This window comes from Leifsonia sp. NPDC102414 (assembly GCF_044765685.1).
Lineage (GTDB): Bacteria > Actinomycetota > Actinomycetes > Actinomycetales > Microbacteriaceae > Leifsonia.
Genome location: NZ_JBIWKN010000001.1, coordinates 377,122 through 391,996 on the forward strand (window position 1 = coordinate 377,122; position 14,875 = coordinate 391,996).

The 14,875-nt window shown below is 67.7% G+C and carries 14 protein-coding genes, 1 tRNA gene and 1 other RNA gene; 11 read left to right on the forward strand and 5 right to left on the reverse strand.

Annotation, left to right across the window (positions count from 1 at the left end; all coding sequences use genetic code 11):
* The first annotated feature begins 17 nt into the window (after window positions 1–17).
* Complete coding sequence (locus ACIRCZ_RS01735) at window positions 18–920, forward strand: cation diffusion facilitator family transporter (RefSeq protein WP_402848971.1); 903 nt, start codon at window positions 18–20, stop codon at window positions 918–920.
* Window positions 921–977: 57 nt separating this feature from the next.
* On the opposite strand, the gene ACIRCZ_RS01740 is transcribed toward ACIRCZ_RS01735, so the two are convergent.
* The 4 genes from ACIRCZ_RS01740 to ACIRCZ_RS01755 form a co-directional block, all read right to left on the reverse strand.
* Window positions 978–1,706: a DedA family protein gene (locus tag ACIRCZ_RS01740; protein WP_402848974.1), complete on the reverse strand. Its 729-nt coding sequence runs from the start codon at window positions 1,704–1,706 to the stop codon at window positions 978–980.
* Window positions 1,707–1,831: 125 nt separating this feature from the next.
* A tRNA-Leu gene (locus tag ACIRCZ_RS01745) sits at window positions 1,832–1,913 on the reverse strand.
* A gap of 17 nt (window positions 1,914–1,930) precedes the next feature.
* Window positions 1,931–2,968, reverse strand: coding sequence for an LLM class flavin-dependent oxidoreductase (locus tag ACIRCZ_RS01750; RefSeq protein ID WP_402848977.1), 1,038 nt, complete (start codon window positions 2,966–2,968; stop codon window positions 1,931–1,933).
* 105 nt (window positions 2,969–3,073) lie between these two features.
* Window positions 3,074–4,348 carry an MFS transporter gene (locus ACIRCZ_RS01755; protein WP_402848980.1) on the reverse strand — a complete coding sequence of 425 codons (1,275 nt, stop codon included), beginning with the start codon at window positions 4,346–4,348 and terminating at the stop codon, window positions 3,074–3,076.
* A gap of 72 nt (window positions 4,349–4,420) precedes the next feature.
* Here ACIRCZ_RS01755 and prfB point away from each other — a divergent pair, with 72 nt between their 5' ends.
* The 6 genes from prfB (at window position 4,421) to ACIRCZ_RS01785 (ending at window position 9,535) form a co-directional block, all read left to right on the forward strand.
* Window positions 4,421–5,536 (forward strand): peptide chain release factor 2, encoded by a 1,116-nt coding sequence (prfB, locus tag ACIRCZ_RS01760; RefSeq protein ID WP_055892633.1) that lies wholly within the window; start codon window positions 4,421–4,423, stop codon window positions 5,534–5,536.
* Window positions 5,533–5,973, forward strand: coding sequence for a GNAT family N-acetyltransferase (locus tag ACIRCZ_RS01765; protein ID WP_402848985.1), 441 nt, complete (start codon window positions 5,533–5,535; stop codon window positions 5,971–5,973). Before prfB ends, ACIRCZ_RS01765 begins: the two co-directional genes overlap by 4 nt.
* 97 nt (window positions 5,974–6,070) lie before the next feature.
* On the forward strand, window positions 6,071–7,303 hold the full coding sequence (gene ftsE, locus ACIRCZ_RS01770) for a cell division ATP-binding protein FtsE (RefSeq protein WP_402848988.1): 1,233 nt from the start codon (window positions 6,071–6,073) through the stop codon (window positions 7,301–7,303).
* A complete protein-coding gene (gene ftsX / locus ACIRCZ_RS01775) occupies window positions 7,300–8,205 on the forward strand; it encodes a permease-like cell division protein FtsX (RefSeq protein ID WP_055892641.1) in 906 nt (301 codons plus the stop codon). The genes ftsE and ftsX overlap by 4 nt, the downstream gene beginning before the upstream one ends.
* 70 nt (window positions 8,206–8,275) lie before the next feature.
* The gene (gene smpB / locus ACIRCZ_RS01780) at window positions 8,276–8,752 is read left to right on the forward strand and encodes an SsrA-binding protein SmpB (RefSeq protein ID WP_055892644.1); all 477 of its coding nucleotides are present in this window, start codon (window positions 8,276–8,278) and stop codon (window positions 8,750–8,752) included.
* Window positions 8,753–8,794: 42 nt separating this feature from the next.
* Window positions 8,795–9,535: a tyrosine-protein phosphatase gene (locus ACIRCZ_RS01785; protein WP_055892647.1), complete on the forward strand. Its 741-nt coding sequence runs from the start codon at window positions 8,795–8,797 to the stop codon at window positions 9,533–9,535.
* Between the two features lie 41 nt (window positions 9,536–9,576).
* Here the strand turns inward: ACIRCZ_RS01785 and ACIRCZ_RS01790 are convergent, their stop codons facing one another.
* Complete coding sequence (locus ACIRCZ_RS01790) at window positions 9,577–10,245, reverse strand: SIMPL domain-containing protein (protein ID WP_402848994.1); 669 nt, start codon at window positions 10,243–10,245, stop codon at window positions 9,577–9,579.
* A gap of 127 nt (window positions 10,246–10,372) precedes the next feature.
* On the opposite strand from ACIRCZ_RS01790, the gene ssrA reads away from it, so the two are divergent.
* The 4 genes from ssrA to ACIRCZ_RS01810 all read left to right on the forward strand — a co-directional run bounded on the left by ssrA (window position 10,373) and on the right by ACIRCZ_RS01810 (window position 14,797).
* Window positions 10,373–10,768, forward strand: a transfer-messenger RNA (tmRNA) gene (gene ssrA / locus ACIRCZ_RS01795).
* A gap of 87 nt (window positions 10,769–10,855) precedes the next feature.
* Entirely contained in the window at window positions 10,856–11,638 is a 783-nt protein-coding gene (locus tag ACIRCZ_RS01800) for a thioesterase family protein (RefSeq protein WP_402848997.1), read from the forward strand.
* A gap of 105 nt (window positions 11,639–11,743) precedes the next feature.
* Window positions 11,744–12,502, forward strand: a complete 759-nt coding sequence (locus ACIRCZ_RS01805) for a GntR family transcriptional regulator (RefSeq protein WP_402849000.1) — start codon at window positions 11,744–11,746, stop codon at window positions 12,500–12,502.
* Window positions 12,503–12,628: 126 nt separating this feature from the next.
* On the forward strand, window positions 12,629–14,797 hold the full coding sequence (locus tag ACIRCZ_RS01810; protein ID WP_402849003.1) for an alkaline phosphatase family protein: 2,169 nt from the start codon (window positions 12,629–12,631) through the stop codon (window positions 14,795–14,797).
* Window positions 14,798–14,875: the final 78 nt, after the last annotated feature.

Genomic DNA, 14,875 nt, shown 5'->3' on the forward strand with positions numbered 1-14,875 from the left:
GCATACCGTTGGTGGTGATGAGTCACAACCACGGGCATTCCGCCAACCGCAACCGACTGCTGATCGCGATCGGTATCGTCGCGACCGTGCTGGTCGTCGAGGTGGTCGGCGCCTGGCTGAGCGGTTCCCTCTCCCTGCTGGCGGACGCCGGGCACATGCTCAGCGACCTGACCGGGCTGATCGTGGCGCTGCTGGCGACCATCGTCGCAGCGCGGCCGGCGAGCGACAGGCAGACCTTCGGCTATCGCAGGGCGGAGGTGTTCGGCGCGCTCATCAACGGGCTGATCCTGCTGGTCGTCGCCGTCGTCGTGACCATCGGCGCCATCGGCCGGCTCGTCTCGGGCGAGTCGGAGGTGCAGAGCGTCCCGATGCTGATCGTCGCGGCGATCGGCCTGGTCGCCAATCTCGGGGCGCTGCTGCTCCTGCGACCGGCCGCAGGGCACTCGATCAACATGCGCGGGGCATACCTGGAGGTGTTCGGCGACCTGGTGGGGTCCGTGACGGTCATCGTCGCGGCCGTCATCATCCTCACGACGGGCTTCGTCCCTGCCGACGCGATCGCCTCGCTGCTGATCGCGGCGTTCATCGTGCCACGCGCCTACCTGCTGCTGCGGGATGTGATGCGGGTGCTCAGCGAAGCGGCGCCCGCGGACACGGACGTGGCGGAGATCAGGGACCACATCCGGAAGACATCGGGGGTGGTGGCCGTCCACGATGTTCACGTCTGGGCGATCACCTCGGGGGCGCCGGTGTTCACGGCGCACGTCGTGGTGGAGCCGTCCGTGTTCCAGTCGGGCAAGACAGGGGAGCTGCTCGACGAGCTGTCCGGCTGCCTGGCGAAGCACTTCGACGTCGAGCACTCGACGTTCCAGCTCGAACCAGCCGAGCACGCCGCGCACGAGGACGAGTTCCACGCCTGAGCGGCCGACGGCCGCCTGACCGCCAGCGATGGAGGTTCGGCCGTCAGACCGACGGTGTCACGACTCCGGCGTCGGGCGGGGTTCAGCCGCGGGTGCCGGTGCTTCCTGCGCTGCCGCAGCCTCAGCCGCCGCCGCCTTCTTCTTCGCCTTGTGCAGCGACTGGAAGTAGTGGATGAGGGTGGGCACCAGGGTGATCAGCACGGCGCCGATCAGGATGATGTCGATGTAGCTGGAGACGAAGTTGGCGACCGGCGGGATGTAGCCGATGAGGAAGCCGAAGTAGGTGAGACCCGCACCCCAGATGAGCGCGCCGATGGCGTTGTACAGCGAGTACTTCTTGTAGTTCATGTGGCCGACGCCCGCGGCGACGGGGGCGAAGGTGCGCACGATCGGCACGAATCGGGCGACGATGACGGCGAGGGCGCCGAAGCGGTCGAAGAAGGAGTTCGTGCGGCGCACGTTCTCCATGCTGAACAGACCGCTCTCCTTTCGCTCGAACACTTTCGGCCCGAGTTTGTGCCCGATCAGATAGCCGACTTCACCGCCGAGGAACGCGGCGAACGCGATCACCAGACAGACCCACCAGATGTCGATGCCGAAGACCAGCGCTGTGTGGGTGAGCAGCCCGGAGATCACCAGGAGGGTGTCGCCTGGAAGCAGGAATCCGACCAGCAGACCGGTCTCCGCGAACACGATCGCGCCGACGACGACGAGCGCCCACGGGCCGGCGGCGTCGATGATGGTGTGCGGGTCGAGCCACGGAATGAGTCCAGCGTGATGGATCAAGGTTCTCCCAGGAGAGGAAACGACGGGTGCTGCCGAGTTTACTGGCCTGAGGCTGCAGAGAACATGCGAATGTGCACGCGCTGAGCAAAGATCGTCCTATGGTCTGACTTTGCGCTTGCTGTGAGTGCGGGAGAAGGGACTTGAACCCTCACGCTCGAAAGCACAGGAACCTAAATCCTGCGTGTCTGCCAATTTCACCACTCCCGCGGTCGCGCTATGCGCGGCTACGACAATAGCTCATGCACGCGCGGGGCGACCTCTGTTCCATACAGCTCGATGGCCTTCATCAGGTGGTCGTGGCCAAGGGTCCCGTTGCTGATCTTGAGGTCGAAGCGCTCGATGCCGAGACCGTTCGCGGTGTACGCGATCTTCTTCGCGACCGTTTCGGGCGAGCCGACGAACAGCGCGCCGTCCTCGCCTGCCTCGTGCTCGAAGCGCGCGCGGGTCGCCGGCGGCCAGCCGCGCTCTCGGCCGATCCGGTTGGTCATCGCCTCGTAGTGCGGCCACAGCGTCTCCTTGGCCTCCTCGTCGGTGGCGGCGATGAAGCCGGGGGAGTGAACGCCGATCGGAAGGGACGCATCCTGGCCGAACTGCTCGAGCGCGTTGCGGTAGAGCTCGGCGAGCGGCTTGAACCGCATCGGTCCTCCTCCGATGATCGCGAGCATGAGCGGCAGGCCGTAGTGGGCGGCGCGCACGACCGACTCCGGGCTGCCTCCGACACCGATCCAGGTCTTCAGCAGGCCGTTCTCCAGGTGGGGGTACACCGACTGGCCGTCGAGGGATGCGCGGAGCGCGCCCGTCCACGACACCGGCTCCTGCTTGCGCACCTCGGTGAAGAGGTTCAGCTTCTCCTCGAACAGCTCCTCGTACTGGCCGAGGTCGTAGCCGAACAGCGGGAACGACTCGATGAACGAGCCGCGGCCGAGGATGACCTCCGCCCGGCCGCCGGAGACGCCGTCGAGCGTTGCGAAGCGCTGGAACACGCGCACGGGGTCGTCCGAGCTGAGCACCGTGACCGCGGAGCCCAGGTGGATGCGCTCGGTCTGGCCTGCGATGGCTGCCAGCACCACCTCGGGGGCGGAGACGGCGAAGTCCTTGCGGTGGTGCTCGCCGACGCCGATGAAGTCGAGGCCGACCTGGTCGGCGAGAACGCCTTCCGCGACGACATTGCGCAGCACCTGCGCCTGGGGGAGCGGCTGTCCGTCCGCGTCGTTGGTGACGTCGCCGAACGTGTCGATTCCGAGTTCGAGCTTCGTGCTCATCGTGTCCTCATCCCGTGCTGTGTTTACATGCGTTTGCATGTACTTCTAACACTGCTGCACAGAGACTATTCCGCGGTGGCTCTCCGCGGCGGCTAGCGCGTGCAACTACTCCGCGGGGCGGACGCGAGGGCGACGCGGCACGTAGCGCGGGATGTACCGCGCGAGCATCCCGGCGCCGACGAAGCCGAGCGCGCCGATGGCGCCCGCTGCGAAAGCGAGGGAGGCGACGGCGGTGAGCAGCGACACCAGCAGCGGAGCCGCGGCCTGGCCTGCGTCTCCGGCGAAGCGCCACGCGCCGAGGAACGGCGCGGGCTGATCCTTCGGCGCCAGGTCGGCGCCCAGGGTCATGATGATGCCGGAGCCGATGCCGTTTGCGACGGACAGGAAGAGGGAGACGCCGATGTACCAGGCGACCCGCGCATCCAGATCGTGGGTGAAGGCGAGCGTGAGGAAGCCGATCGAGAGTCCGAGCATCGACGGCAGGGCGCTCCACATCCGGCCGAAGCGGTCCATGATCTGGCCGCTCGCGTAGAACAGGGCGAAGTCGACGGCGCCTGCGATGCCGATGATGAGCGCCGTGTTCGCCTCGCTGAGCCCGATGCTGATCGCCCAGAGCGGCATGAGCACCGTGCGCGCGGAGCGGATGGCGCCGATCAGCGCGACGCCCGTGCCCATCCTGGCGAGCACGGCGCGGAACGACCAGATGGTGCGGAACAGGCCGTGCGTGCGCTCCTCCGCCTCCTCCTCGCCAGCGGTGAGCACCTCGCCGCCCTCGACCGCTGCTGCGGCGCTCTGGCCGAACATCTTCTCCGGGTCCGGAAGCACGATCAGCACGATGACGGAGCCGAGGCAGCTCACGATGAAGATCCAGAACACCGACTGCGTCGACCCGGTGACGCTGATGACCAGCGACGCGATCAACGGCCCGATGAACCAGCCGCCGCGGAAGATACCGCCGAGCGTCGACAGCGCCCTCGCCCGGTACTTCTGTGGAACGTACGAGGTCATGAACGCGTGCCTGGCGAGCGCGAACACCGCCGTCGCGAGGCCGACCACGAAGATCCCGGCCATGAGCACCCAGTAGTTGGGTGCGATCAGGCACACGCCGACTCCGAGGATCGCCACGACCGCCGCGTAGATCATCGACGCGCGCTCTCCGATGCGCGACACCACCCAGCCGCTGGGGATGTCGCCTGCCAGTTCGCCGAGCATCACCATCGAGGAGATGAACCCGGCGATGGCGAGGCTCGCGCCGAGGTTGCCGGCCGCGATCGGGATGATCGGGATGATCGCGCCCTCTCCGATGGAGAAGAGCAGCGTGGGGAGGAATGCGGCGAGAGCCACCGACTTGAAAGTGAATGGTCGCTCGTCGGTAGTCATTTCGTTAACACACTACAACTGGATGCGCGGGGCTCCGGCAGCCTGACCTCGCCCGGTAGTCTGGAAGGCGACATGATTGAAATCGATCTTTCCCAGCAGATCGCCGAACTGCGCTCGACGTTCGCCGACATCCGCTCCGTGGTCAACGTGGACGCTCTCACCGCCGAGATCGCCGCCCTCAGCGAGCAGGCGGGCGCTCCCGATCTCTGGGACGACACCGAGAACGCCCAGAAGGTCACCAGCGCGCTCAGCCACCGCCAGTCGGAGCTCGCCCGCATCACCACGATCGAGCGTCGCCTCGACGACCTCGAAGTGCTCGTGGAGATGGCCAACGACGGCGAAGGAGACGAAGCGACAGCGGCGGAGGCGAAGGCCGAGCTGGAGTCGCTGCAGAAGAGCCTCGGCGAGCTCGAGGTGCAGACCCTGCTGAACGGCGAGTACGACCCGCGTCCTGCCGTCGTGACGATCCGCGCCGGTGCCGGTGGCGTCGACGCCGCCGACTTCGCCGAGATGCTGCTGCGCATGTACCTCCGCTGGGCAGAGCAGCACAAGTACCCGGTCAAGGTCATGGACACCAGCTACGCGGAAGAGGCAGGGATCAAGTCGGCGACCATCGAGGTCGACGCCCCGTACGCGTTCGGAACGCTCTCCGTCGAGGCAGGCACCCACCGCCTGGTACGGATGAGCCCGTTCAACTCCGCAGGCAAGCGCCAGACGTCGTTCGCCGCCGTCGAGGTCATCCCGCTGATCGAGGAGACCGAGTCGATCGACATCCCGGACAACGACATCCGCGTCGACGTCTTCCGCTCCTCCGGCCCCGGTGGCCAGTCGGTCAACACCACGGACTCCGCCGTGCGCATCACCCACCTCCCGACGGGAACCGTGGTGTCGATGCAGAACGAGAAGAGCCAGATCCAGAACCGCGCGGCCGCCATGCGCGTGCTGCAGAGCCGGTTGCTCCTCCTGCAACGCGAGGCGGAGGCCGCTGCGAAGAAGGAGCTCGCCGGAAACATCACGGCGAGCTGGGGCGACCAGATGCGCAGCTACGTGCTCGCGCCGTACCAGATGGTCAAAGACCTGAGGACGGACTACGAGGTCAACAACCCCACCAACGTGTTCGACGGCGACCTGGACGGCTTCATCGCCGCCGGCATCCGCTGGCGGGCAGGCGCCAAGGCGGACGCGTGAGCGCGCAGCCGTCCGCGGTGGTCGAGGTCGCAGCAGCGGTCGACGACGAGCTGGTGGATGCGGTCGTCGGCTTGCTCCCGCAGCTCTCGTCCAGCGCGACCTTCGACAGGGCGCTCCTGGAGCGGGTCGTCGCGAGCGAGGCGGCGACGCTGTTCGTGGCGCGGCTCGACGGCGCGATCGTCGGCATGGCCACCCTCGTGACATACGCGATCCCGACCGGCGTTCGCGGACACATCGACGACGTGGTGGTCGATGAGAGCACCCGAGGCCGCGGCGTGGCCCGCAGTCTGCTTGAGGCGATGATCGCCCGCTCGGCCGAGCTCGGCATCCGCACTCTCGACCTCACCTCGCGTCCGTCGAGGGTGGCGGCGATCCGGCTGTACGAGTCCGTCGGCTTCGTGCGCCGCGACACGAACACGTTCCGATTCGCCGGATAGCGCGCTGACGGCTGGCGTTCGGGCCGCGTCCAGGCTTGCCGCGTATTGGTATGTCGCTACTGCGGATCGGCGCAGGGTTGCTTAGTCTCTAGAAGTCATGATCCGGTTCGAACACGTCTCCAAGCAGTACTCGGGCACCTCGCGCCCGGCACTCAACGCCATCAACCTCGAAGTGCTGCGCGGGGAGTTCGTCTTCCTCGTCGGTGCGTCCGGCTCGGGCAAGTCGAGCTGCCTGCGGCTCATCCTCAAAGAGGAGAAGCCCACCACGGGGAAGATCCATGTGCTCGGGCAGGACCTGGGCACCATCTCGTCGCGCAAGGTCCCGTACTTCCGCCGCAACATCGGCGTGGTGTTCCAGGACTTCCGGCTCCTGCCCAACAAGACCGTCTTCGAGAACGTGGCGTTCACGCTGCAGGTGATCGGCAAGTCGCGCGGCTTCATCCAGGAGGCCGTCCCCGACGTGCTGAAGATGGTCGGCCTCGACGGCAAGGCGCAGCGCCTTCCGCACGAGCTGTCCGGTGGTGAGCAGCAGCGCGTCGCCATCGCCCGTGCCGTGGTGAACAAGCCGCAGGTGCTGCTGGCGGACGAGCCGACGGGAAATCTCGACCCGGCGACCAGCGCCGGCATCATGGCGGTGCTCGACCGCATCAACGCCGGGGGCACCACGGTGCTCATGGCCACGCACGAAGCGGCGATCGTCGACCAGATGAAGCGCCGCGTGATCGAGCTCGTCAACGGGCAGATCATCCGCGACGAGCGCCACGGAGGGTACGGCGTCACCGCCGCCGTCCCGACACTGCAGGCAGCGCCGGCCCCGGTGGATGCGCAGCAGGCTTCTGCCCCGGCGCAGCAGCCGGTCTACGCGCAGCAGCAACAGCCCGCATACGCGCCGCAGCAGGCGGCGTACGAGCAGCAGCAGCCGATGACCAGGCCGCAGGTTCCGACCTCCGATCCGGCTGGACCGGTGAGTGTTCCTGTGCCCGTTCAGGCCGCGCCGCAGCAGACGCGACCTGCCCCTGGTGAGTCGCAGCAGCCGGCGCCGGTGCAGCAGCCCGGCCCAGCGCATCCGGAGTCGGTGCAGCAGCAGCCTGCTCCACCGGCCGCAGCGCCCGCCGCCTCGGCACCCGAGCCTGCACAGCAGCCGTCGCACTACCCGGCGCCCGTGCAGTTCGCGACAGCCGCGCAACCGGTGACGCAGGCGCCCCCGCCTCCGCCGCCCGCGAGCGAGGACCTGCCCGACCACCTCAACTTCACCGCGAACCTCGACCTCCGGGGTCTGCGAGACGACAGCGACCGCGACGGAGAGCAGAACGTGGGGCCGACCAAATGAGATTCGGCCTGATCTGGTCCGAGGCAGCCAACGGGCTGCGCCGCAACGTGTCGATGGTGGTTTCCGTCATCCTCGTCACCTTCATCTCGCTGACGTTCGTCGGCACCGCCGTGCTGCTGCAGATGCAGATCAACCAGATGAAGACGTACTGGTACGACCGCGCGCAGGTAGCCGTGTACATGTGCACGGAGACCGACAACTGTGTCGGAGGCGCGGCGAACGACCAGACCATCGCCGCGGTGAAGAAGCAGCTGGAGTCGCCGGAGCTCTCGCCGTACATCCAGAAGTTCTACTTCCAGGATCAGAAGCAGGGCTACGAGCAGTTCAAGCAGCAGTTCAAGGGCAACTCGATCGCCGACTTCGTCACGCCGGAGATGATCCCGCAGACGTTCTGGGTCAACCTCAAAGACCCGAGCAACTCGGCAGTGCTGACCGAGACGCTGTCCGGTGCTGCCGGCGTGCAGAGCGTCGTCGACCAGCGCAGCTACCTCGACCAGATCTTCTCGATCCTCCGCGCTGCCAGTTTCACCGCCATCGGGATCGCGGCCCTGATGCTCGTCGCGGCGGCGCTGCTGATCGCGACGACCATCCGCTTGTCGGCGTTCTCGCGAAGACGGGAGCTCGGCATCATGCGGCTGGTGGGCGCATCCAACCGGTTCATCCAGACCCCGTTCATCCTGGAGGGCGTGTTCGCGGCACTGATCGGCTCGATCATGGCGGCGGGGGCGGTGTATGCGATCGTGCACTTCTTCGTGCGCGGCTACCTCTCGGATCGCATCCAATCGATCAACTTCGTCGGGGACACGGATGCGCTCGTCGTCGCGCCCCTGCTGCTGCTGATCGGCGTCGTCCTGGCGGCCGCTTCGGCCAACTTCGCTATCAGTCGCTATCTGAAGGTCTAGTTCGCTATACACTGGATGGCTGCCCTGCGTTCGCGGGGCGGCATCCGATCGAACGCGTCAGGAGTGAGCTGTGCCCAGGGAACGTGGCCAGAAGGTGGTGGCCACCAATCGCAAAGCCCGCCACGACTACACCATCGAAGACACCTACGAGGCCGGACTGGTCTTGACGGGAACCGAGGTGAAGTCGTTGAGGGCTGGTCGCGCATCCCTCGTCGACGGCTACGCGTTCGTCGACGGCGGGGAGGCGTGGCTCGACGCCGTGCACATCCCGGAGTACGCGGACGGCACCTGGAACAACCACGCCCCGCGGCGCAAGCGCAAGCTGCTGCTGCACAAGGCGCAGATCCTCAAGATCCACAACAAGGTCAAAGAGGGCGGGTACACGATCGTCCCGCTGCAGATCTACTTCAGCGACGGACGCGCGAAGGTCGAGATCGCCGTCGCGAAGGGCAAGCGCGAGTACGACAAGCGCCAGGCGCTGCGCGAGCGTCAGGACAAGCGCGAGGCGGACAGGGCGATGTCGAGCAGGAAGCACCTCGGGGAGTAGCGGCACTGCTGCCGTGCCGGCGGCGCGTGGCAGGATGAACGCATGAGTTCGATCGAGCAGCGCATCCCGGTCAATGGCACGTACAACTTCCGCGATGTCGGCGGATACCGGGCGGACGGCGGCACCATCCGCTCCGGCAAGCTCTTCCGGTCGGACGGCCTGCACTCGCTGGGCGAGCCCGGCAAGAACGAACTGCGCGAACTCGGGGTGCGGATCATCATCGACCTGCGCGACGACTTCGAGAAGCGTGCGCTGCCGGACGACCTGGACGGTCTCGACGTCGAAGTGCTTGCCCTTCCGGTGTTCGAGGGCTCCGGCGCCTCCCAGTCGACGATCGGCGCCACCCTCGCCGACCTGTACGCCAAGATCGTGCTGCAGCACAGGGATGTGGTGATCACCGCCCTGCGCGAGATCGCCGACACGGGCGATGAGGGCGTCGTCGTGCACTGCACGGCGGGCAAGGATCGCACGGGTATCGTGATCGCCCTCGCGCTGCTCGCCGTCGGCGTCGACCGGCAGACTGTGGTCGACGACTACGCGCGCACGCAGGCGAACCTGGCCGGGCCGTGGCTCGAGGGGATGCTGAAGCTGGTGCAGAGCCACGGCGTCGAGGTGACGCCCGATCTGCGCGTGATCATGGGCGGCAGCCCGCCGGAGGCGCTGGAGTCGGCGCTCGACCTGATCGACCGTGAGCGTGGCGGCGTCCATGCGTACCTGCGGGACGGTGGCTTCGACGACCTGGAGCTCGCCAAGCTGCGGTCTGTGCTGGTCGACGCTGGCTGATACGGCGAGGGCGCACGGCGGGCTCGACCGGCGCGCTCGGCTCAGGATGCGGCGAAGCGCGCGTGCACCTGGACGGCGATGGTGATGTCCTCCGGCTTCAGCGCCAGCGTTCCTCCCGCGTGGTCGTTCGACGCCGCTCTGGCGAACATCGGTTGTTGCGTCTGCGGCGATGAGGTGTGGTCGCCGAGCATCCCGGGGTCGCTGAGCGCGAGCGGCTTGACGGAGCCGAGCCCGAGGCTGGTGGCGTAGACGGTCGCCTTCGCGACGGCGTTCTCGACCGCCCTGCGACGCGCCTCCTGCACCAGCGACTGCTTGCGCGCCTCTGTCAGCGCCCAGGTGACGCCCGATACCGTGACGCCGTCGAGCAGAGAGACCACGCCGACCCAGTCCGACAGCGCGCCGAGGTCGCTGAACTTCGCCTCGATGCCCACCTGCGCGTGGTAGACGATCGGCAACTGCTTGCCGTCCTGATTCCACGGTCGTTCGCCCCACACGCGCAGCTGGTCGGACGCCCACCAGGTGACAGGCCCCGACTGCGGGTTGTGGATGTCGCGCAGCTCGCTGGTGAGGGAGACGTGACGCTGCGTGGTGCGGGCGAGGACTTCATCCCTGCCCTTGCCGTCGTATGCGACGGTGAGGCGGACGGTGCCGCGCTCCGCCGGCTGGTGCAGTTCGTACTCGCCCTGGACGGTGATGATCGTGTCGGCCATCCTCCGATCGTGGCATAGAACGAGGGTTTCGGATGTTGTAAGATGAGAAGCTCGCCGCAAGCGGTGAGAACAGTATCTGGACAACTCAACAGCGCGTGACAGCGACCCAGCCTCACCGGCTGCGCACGGGGATGATCGGTTTCGACATTGTCTGCGAGAGTGTGAGAAGCGGGTCGAGGATGCATGCTTATCTCGTAAACGATGCATGCAAACAATAAGTGCCAATTCAAAGAGCACTGTCTCTGCCAAGGCAGACTTCGCCCTCGCGGCGTAAGTTCTTCTAAAGCAACTTATGAGACCGTCAAGCCGGGAATAGCTCTCTACCCGGATTCTGGCGTCATTTAGAGAGCTTGCTTCCACGTTGAGTATCAGGGCGCGGAGGGACTCACACTGATGCTGGGCTCGTCGGTTTAGGTGCCAGTGGCGAATTCCGGAGCCGAGTAGAACGACATCACTGGCTACACCCGTAGAAGGCACATGACCACAGCAGTGGACGGGGGTTCAATTCCCCCCATCTCCACCATTGGTCGCTGTCACGCGTTGTTCGAGTCGAAAAGGCCGCCAGGAATGGGCGGCCTTTTCTCGTTCCTGTGACCACAATGGTGGAACGATGAGCTCTTACTTCGAACGCCTCGACGCCACCCGTTTCCGCCCGCTGCACGATGCAGGGGGAGCGTGGAACGACGCGGAGATCCATTTCAGCCCGCTCGGCGGCCTCGTCGCGCACGCGATGGACCTGCACCGCGCGGCGCGTGGCGACGATCCGTCGATGTCGCTCGCGCGGCTCAGCTTCGACATTCTCGGGTTACTCGCCGCCGAGGTGTGCGAGGTCGAGGTGGAGACGGTGCGCCCAGGCCGCACGATCGAGCTGGTGCAGGCGACCGTCGTCATCGCGGGCAGGCCGGTCGTGCTCGCCCGCGGCTGGTACACGATCGACAGCGACACCAGGGCGATCGCCGGAGGGGAGACGGCGACGCTCGCCGTCCCGGATGAGCGTCACCGGTTCTCGATCGCGGACACCTGGCCGGGCGGCTACGTCGCGTCGCTCGAGATGCGAGCGCTCGAAGCGCCCCGCCCAGGGCGCGCGACGGCGTGGCTGCGCACGGAGCTCGACATCGTCGGCGGCGAGCAAGCCAGCCACCACGCGTCCTTCATCGCCCTGGTCGACACGGCCAACGGGGTCGCCGTGCGGCAGTCGCCGAACGAGTGGATGTTCCCCAACCTCGACCTCACCATCCACCTGCACTCCCAACCCACCGGCCGCTGGGTCGGGCTCGATACGACCGTGACCTTCGGGCCGACCGGCCAGGGCCTCACCAGCACCGAGCTCCACGACGAACGCGGGCCGGTAGGGCGGGCGGAGCAGACGCTGACGGTGCGGCCGATCCGCTGACACCGGCGGCGACGCCGCTGCGCACCGACGCCGCTGCGCACCGGCGCGCCCTCCCGTTAAGCACCCAGCCACCTCCCGGCCGCCTGCCCGCCATATCCTCCTGGGGTGGTGCAGCAGCAGCAGGTTCCCGGCCCCGTCGCGCGATCGCAGGATCTCGCCGTCGACCTGCGGCGGCGCATCCACTCAGGAGAGTTCGTGGCGGGGATGCGGTTGCCGAGCGAGGCGGCGCTGGCGGAGGAGTACCGCGTGACCCGCAGCCTGGTGCGCGGGGCGATGGCGAAGCTGGCCAGGCTGTCGCTCGTGCACTCGCGTCCGAGGGACGGGTGGGTCGTTCACGCGCGGCATCACGCGCAGGAGTTCGACCGGATGCTGTCGTTCGCGCAGTGGGCGGAGGCGGGTGGTCGCGCCGCAGGGGGAATGATCTCGTCCAGGGAGCGCCGGGCGGCGGGCGTGGCGGAGGCGCAGGGGCTCGGGGTGCGGCCGGGGGAGCGCATCCTGAGCTTCACGCGGGTGCGAACGCTGGACGGGCTGGTGGTCATGGTCGAGCGGTCGGCGTGGGCGCCGTGGGTCGCGGACGTGGTCGATGGGATGCCGGACGACGTGGCATCGACCACGGCGGCGCTCGCCGCGGAGGGGATCACGGTGACCTCTGGCCGTCACAGGATCGAGGCGGTCGCAGCGTCGACCCAGGATGCCGGGCTCCTCGGCGTGCGCAGGTCCAGTCCGCTGCTGCAGGTGACCAGGTCGACGGCGACGAGGGACGGCCGGGTGGTCGAGCTCGGGGTCGACCGCTACCGGGCGGGGACGATCGCGTTCGACGTGAACGCGGGGGAGAGCACCAGGGCCCTCACGCGCCCAGTGTGAACACTCGGCGCGCCGATTCCGCTGGAGAACCGCATCCCGCGTGATTGGTCGTCCTGCGTTCACCGCGGGTTTCCTTCGGTTTGGTCGGCTGTCCGCGGCTGTGAACGAACCAACACGAGGAGACCAATGTCCAGCGAGCCGGAAGACTTCATCCCGGACCCTTACCAGCGCGCGGAGACCGTTCCGCCGGAGATCCTGCGGTCCGGGCTGTCCAGGCGTGGGATGCTCAAAGCGCTCGGCCTGCTCGGAGGGGCAGCCGTGCTCGGCGGGACGACGGGGGCGGCCTTCGCCGGTCAGGCCGCATCAGGGAGCCAGCGCGAGACGGCAGCACGGTATGTGCTCCCCGAGGGGTTCGCCGGTGACATCAGCGACCTGAAGCACGTCGTGGTGCTCATCCAGGAGAACCGCGCGTTCGACCACTACTACGGGGCGCTTCCCGGGGTGCGTGGCTTCAGCGACAAGCAGGCCCTGCGGTTCCAGAACGGCACGGACGTGTTCTCGCAGCCGAACGGCTCGTCGTTCGTCAAGCCGAGCAGGGTGACCACCGTCGCCGGCACCACGACGGGACTCGATCACTCGTACTCCGGTGGCCTCGGCGCCTGGTCGAACGGCCGCTACAACAACTGGATCGGCGCGAAGGGACCGGCGACGATGCAGTACGTCACCGGCGAGGAGATTCCGTGGCAGTGGTCGCTCGCCAGCGCGTACACGATCTGCGACGCCTGGCACTGCTCCGTCATGGGCCCGACCACCCCGAACCGGCTCTACCACTGGACGGGCACCTCCAACGGGGTCACGGACAACGGCGCGGAGTCGAACGGCACGCGCGCCTGGCAGACCTACCCGGAGGCGCTGCAGAAGGCGGGCGTCTCCTGGCGCATCTACGTCGACAACAGCAACAACGGCAGCAGCTGGGTCGGCGACTACACCGACAACCCGATCCGCGGCTTCGCGACGTTCACCACCTCAGGCTCGACCGCCACCGACGCAGCCAACCGGGTGGATGCGGTCAAGAACGCACAGGGGACCGGGCTGGTCTGGCGGGCGGGCTCGGCCCCGTACGCGCCGACCGGCGCCCCGAACAACGACAGCGACGCCAACCTCAACGCCGTGCTCGGCGACTTCATCGCCGCCTGCCAGCCTGGCGCGGCGCATCCCCTGCCGCAGGTGTCGTGGATCGTCGCACCGTACGGCTGGACAGAGCATCCGTCGGCCAACCCCGAGCACGGCGCGCACTTCAGCAACCGGGTGCTGCAGACGCTGCAGAGCAACCCAGAGCTGTGGAAGAGCACGCTGCTGATCATGACGTTCGACGAGAACGACGGGTACTACGACCACGTCCTGCCGCCGTACGCCGAACCAGGCACCCCCGGCGAGTACTCGGGCAGCACGCCCATCGGCTACGGCGCTCGCGTGCCGGCCATCCTGGTGTCGCCGTGGACCAGAGGCGGCTGGGTGAACAGCGAGACCTTCGACCACACCTCGATCCTGCAGTTCCTCGAGACCTGGACGACAGCGCTCGGCACCCCGGCGCTCAGCACGACCATCACGGACTGGCGGCGCGGCATCAGCGGCGACCTGACGAGCGCGCTGGACTTCGCGCATCCGGTGGTGGACATCCCCTCGCTGCCCGACACGGAAGCACTGGTGCAGATCGCCCGCGCCGGAGGCATCATCAGCACGCAGGTTCTGCCAGCAGACAAGTGGGAAGGCGGAACGCTCCGTCCCCGCCCGCTCTCGTTCCACCCGCACGGCACGTTCGAGGAGGACAGGGAGACCGGTACGGTGACCGCGCGCCTCAGCCTCGCCGGAGGACCGGCGGGCAAGACGGTGAGCCTGCAGGCGTTCCCCGACAAGTACCTGCCGTTCACGAACACGCCGCACACCGTGTCCGCGACAGCGCCGGCGGCGTACAGCTGGGATGCGGCGGCGCACGACGGCCGCTACGCCTTCACGGTCTACGGCCCAGACGGCTTCGTGCGCTCGCACGCCGGCACGGTTCTGCCGGCCGGGCAGGACAACGCCGGCGTCCCTCGGGTGGACGTCGACCTGGTCACCGGCGGCGAGCCTGTGCTCGGCATCGCGCTGCACAACGACGGGCTGGAGGCCGTGCATTACGGCCTCGCCGCCAACGACTTCGCCGGAGGGACGCGCAGCGTGTGGGTGCACCCCGGAAAGGCCGAGAAGGTGACCTGGCCGACCACGGACGGCTACTACGACGTGATCATCACGGCCGACACCGGAAGCGGGTGGCAGCACCGCTACGCCGGACGGGTCGCCCAGCTCAGCGCCTGAGCGGCCTCGGGTCCCGTCAGCTCCGTTCCGATCAGCCGAGCACTCGTTCGCCCAGCCCCCGTTCGTCCAGACCCCGTT

Coding starts and splice junctions, on each gene's coding strand:
- ACIRCZ_RS01755 (WP_402848980.1), bottom strand. CDS start 4,348: ATGACTACCGACGAGCGACCATTCACTTTCAAGTCGGTGGCTCTCGCC.
- ftsX (WP_055892641.1), top strand. CDS start 7,300: ATGAGATTCGGCCTGATCTGGTCCGAGGCAGCCAACGGGCTGCGCCGC.
- ACIRCZ_RS01790 (WP_402848994.1), bottom strand. CDS start 10,245: ATGGCCGACACGATCATCACCGTCCAGGGCGAGTACGAACTGCACCAG.
- ACIRCZ_RS01750 (WP_402848977.1), bottom strand. CDS start 2,968: ATGAGCACGAAGCTCGAACTCGGAATCGACACGTTCGGCGACGTCACC.
- ACIRCZ_RS01810 (WP_402849003.1), top strand. CDS start 12,629: ATGTCCAGCGAGCCGGAAGACTTCATCCCGGACCCTTACCAGCGCGCG.
- ACIRCZ_RS01785 (WP_055892647.1), top strand. CDS start 8,795: ATGAGTTCGATCGAGCAGCGCATCCCGGTCAATGGCACGTACAACTTC.
- ftsE (WP_402848988.1), top strand. CDS start 6,071: ATGATCCGGTTCGAACACGTCTCCAAGCAGTACTCGGGCACCTCGCGC.
- ACIRCZ_RS01735 (WP_402848971.1), top strand. CDS start 18: ATGAGTCACAACCACGGGCATTCCGCCAACCGCAACCGACTGCTGATC.
- prfB (WP_055892633.1), top strand. CDS start 4,421: ATGATTGAAATCGATCTTTCCCAGCAGATCGCCGAACTGCGCTCGACG.
- ACIRCZ_RS01800 (WP_402848997.1), top strand. CDS start 10,856: ATGAGCTCTTACTTCGAACGCCTCGACGCCACCCGTTTCCGCCCGCTG.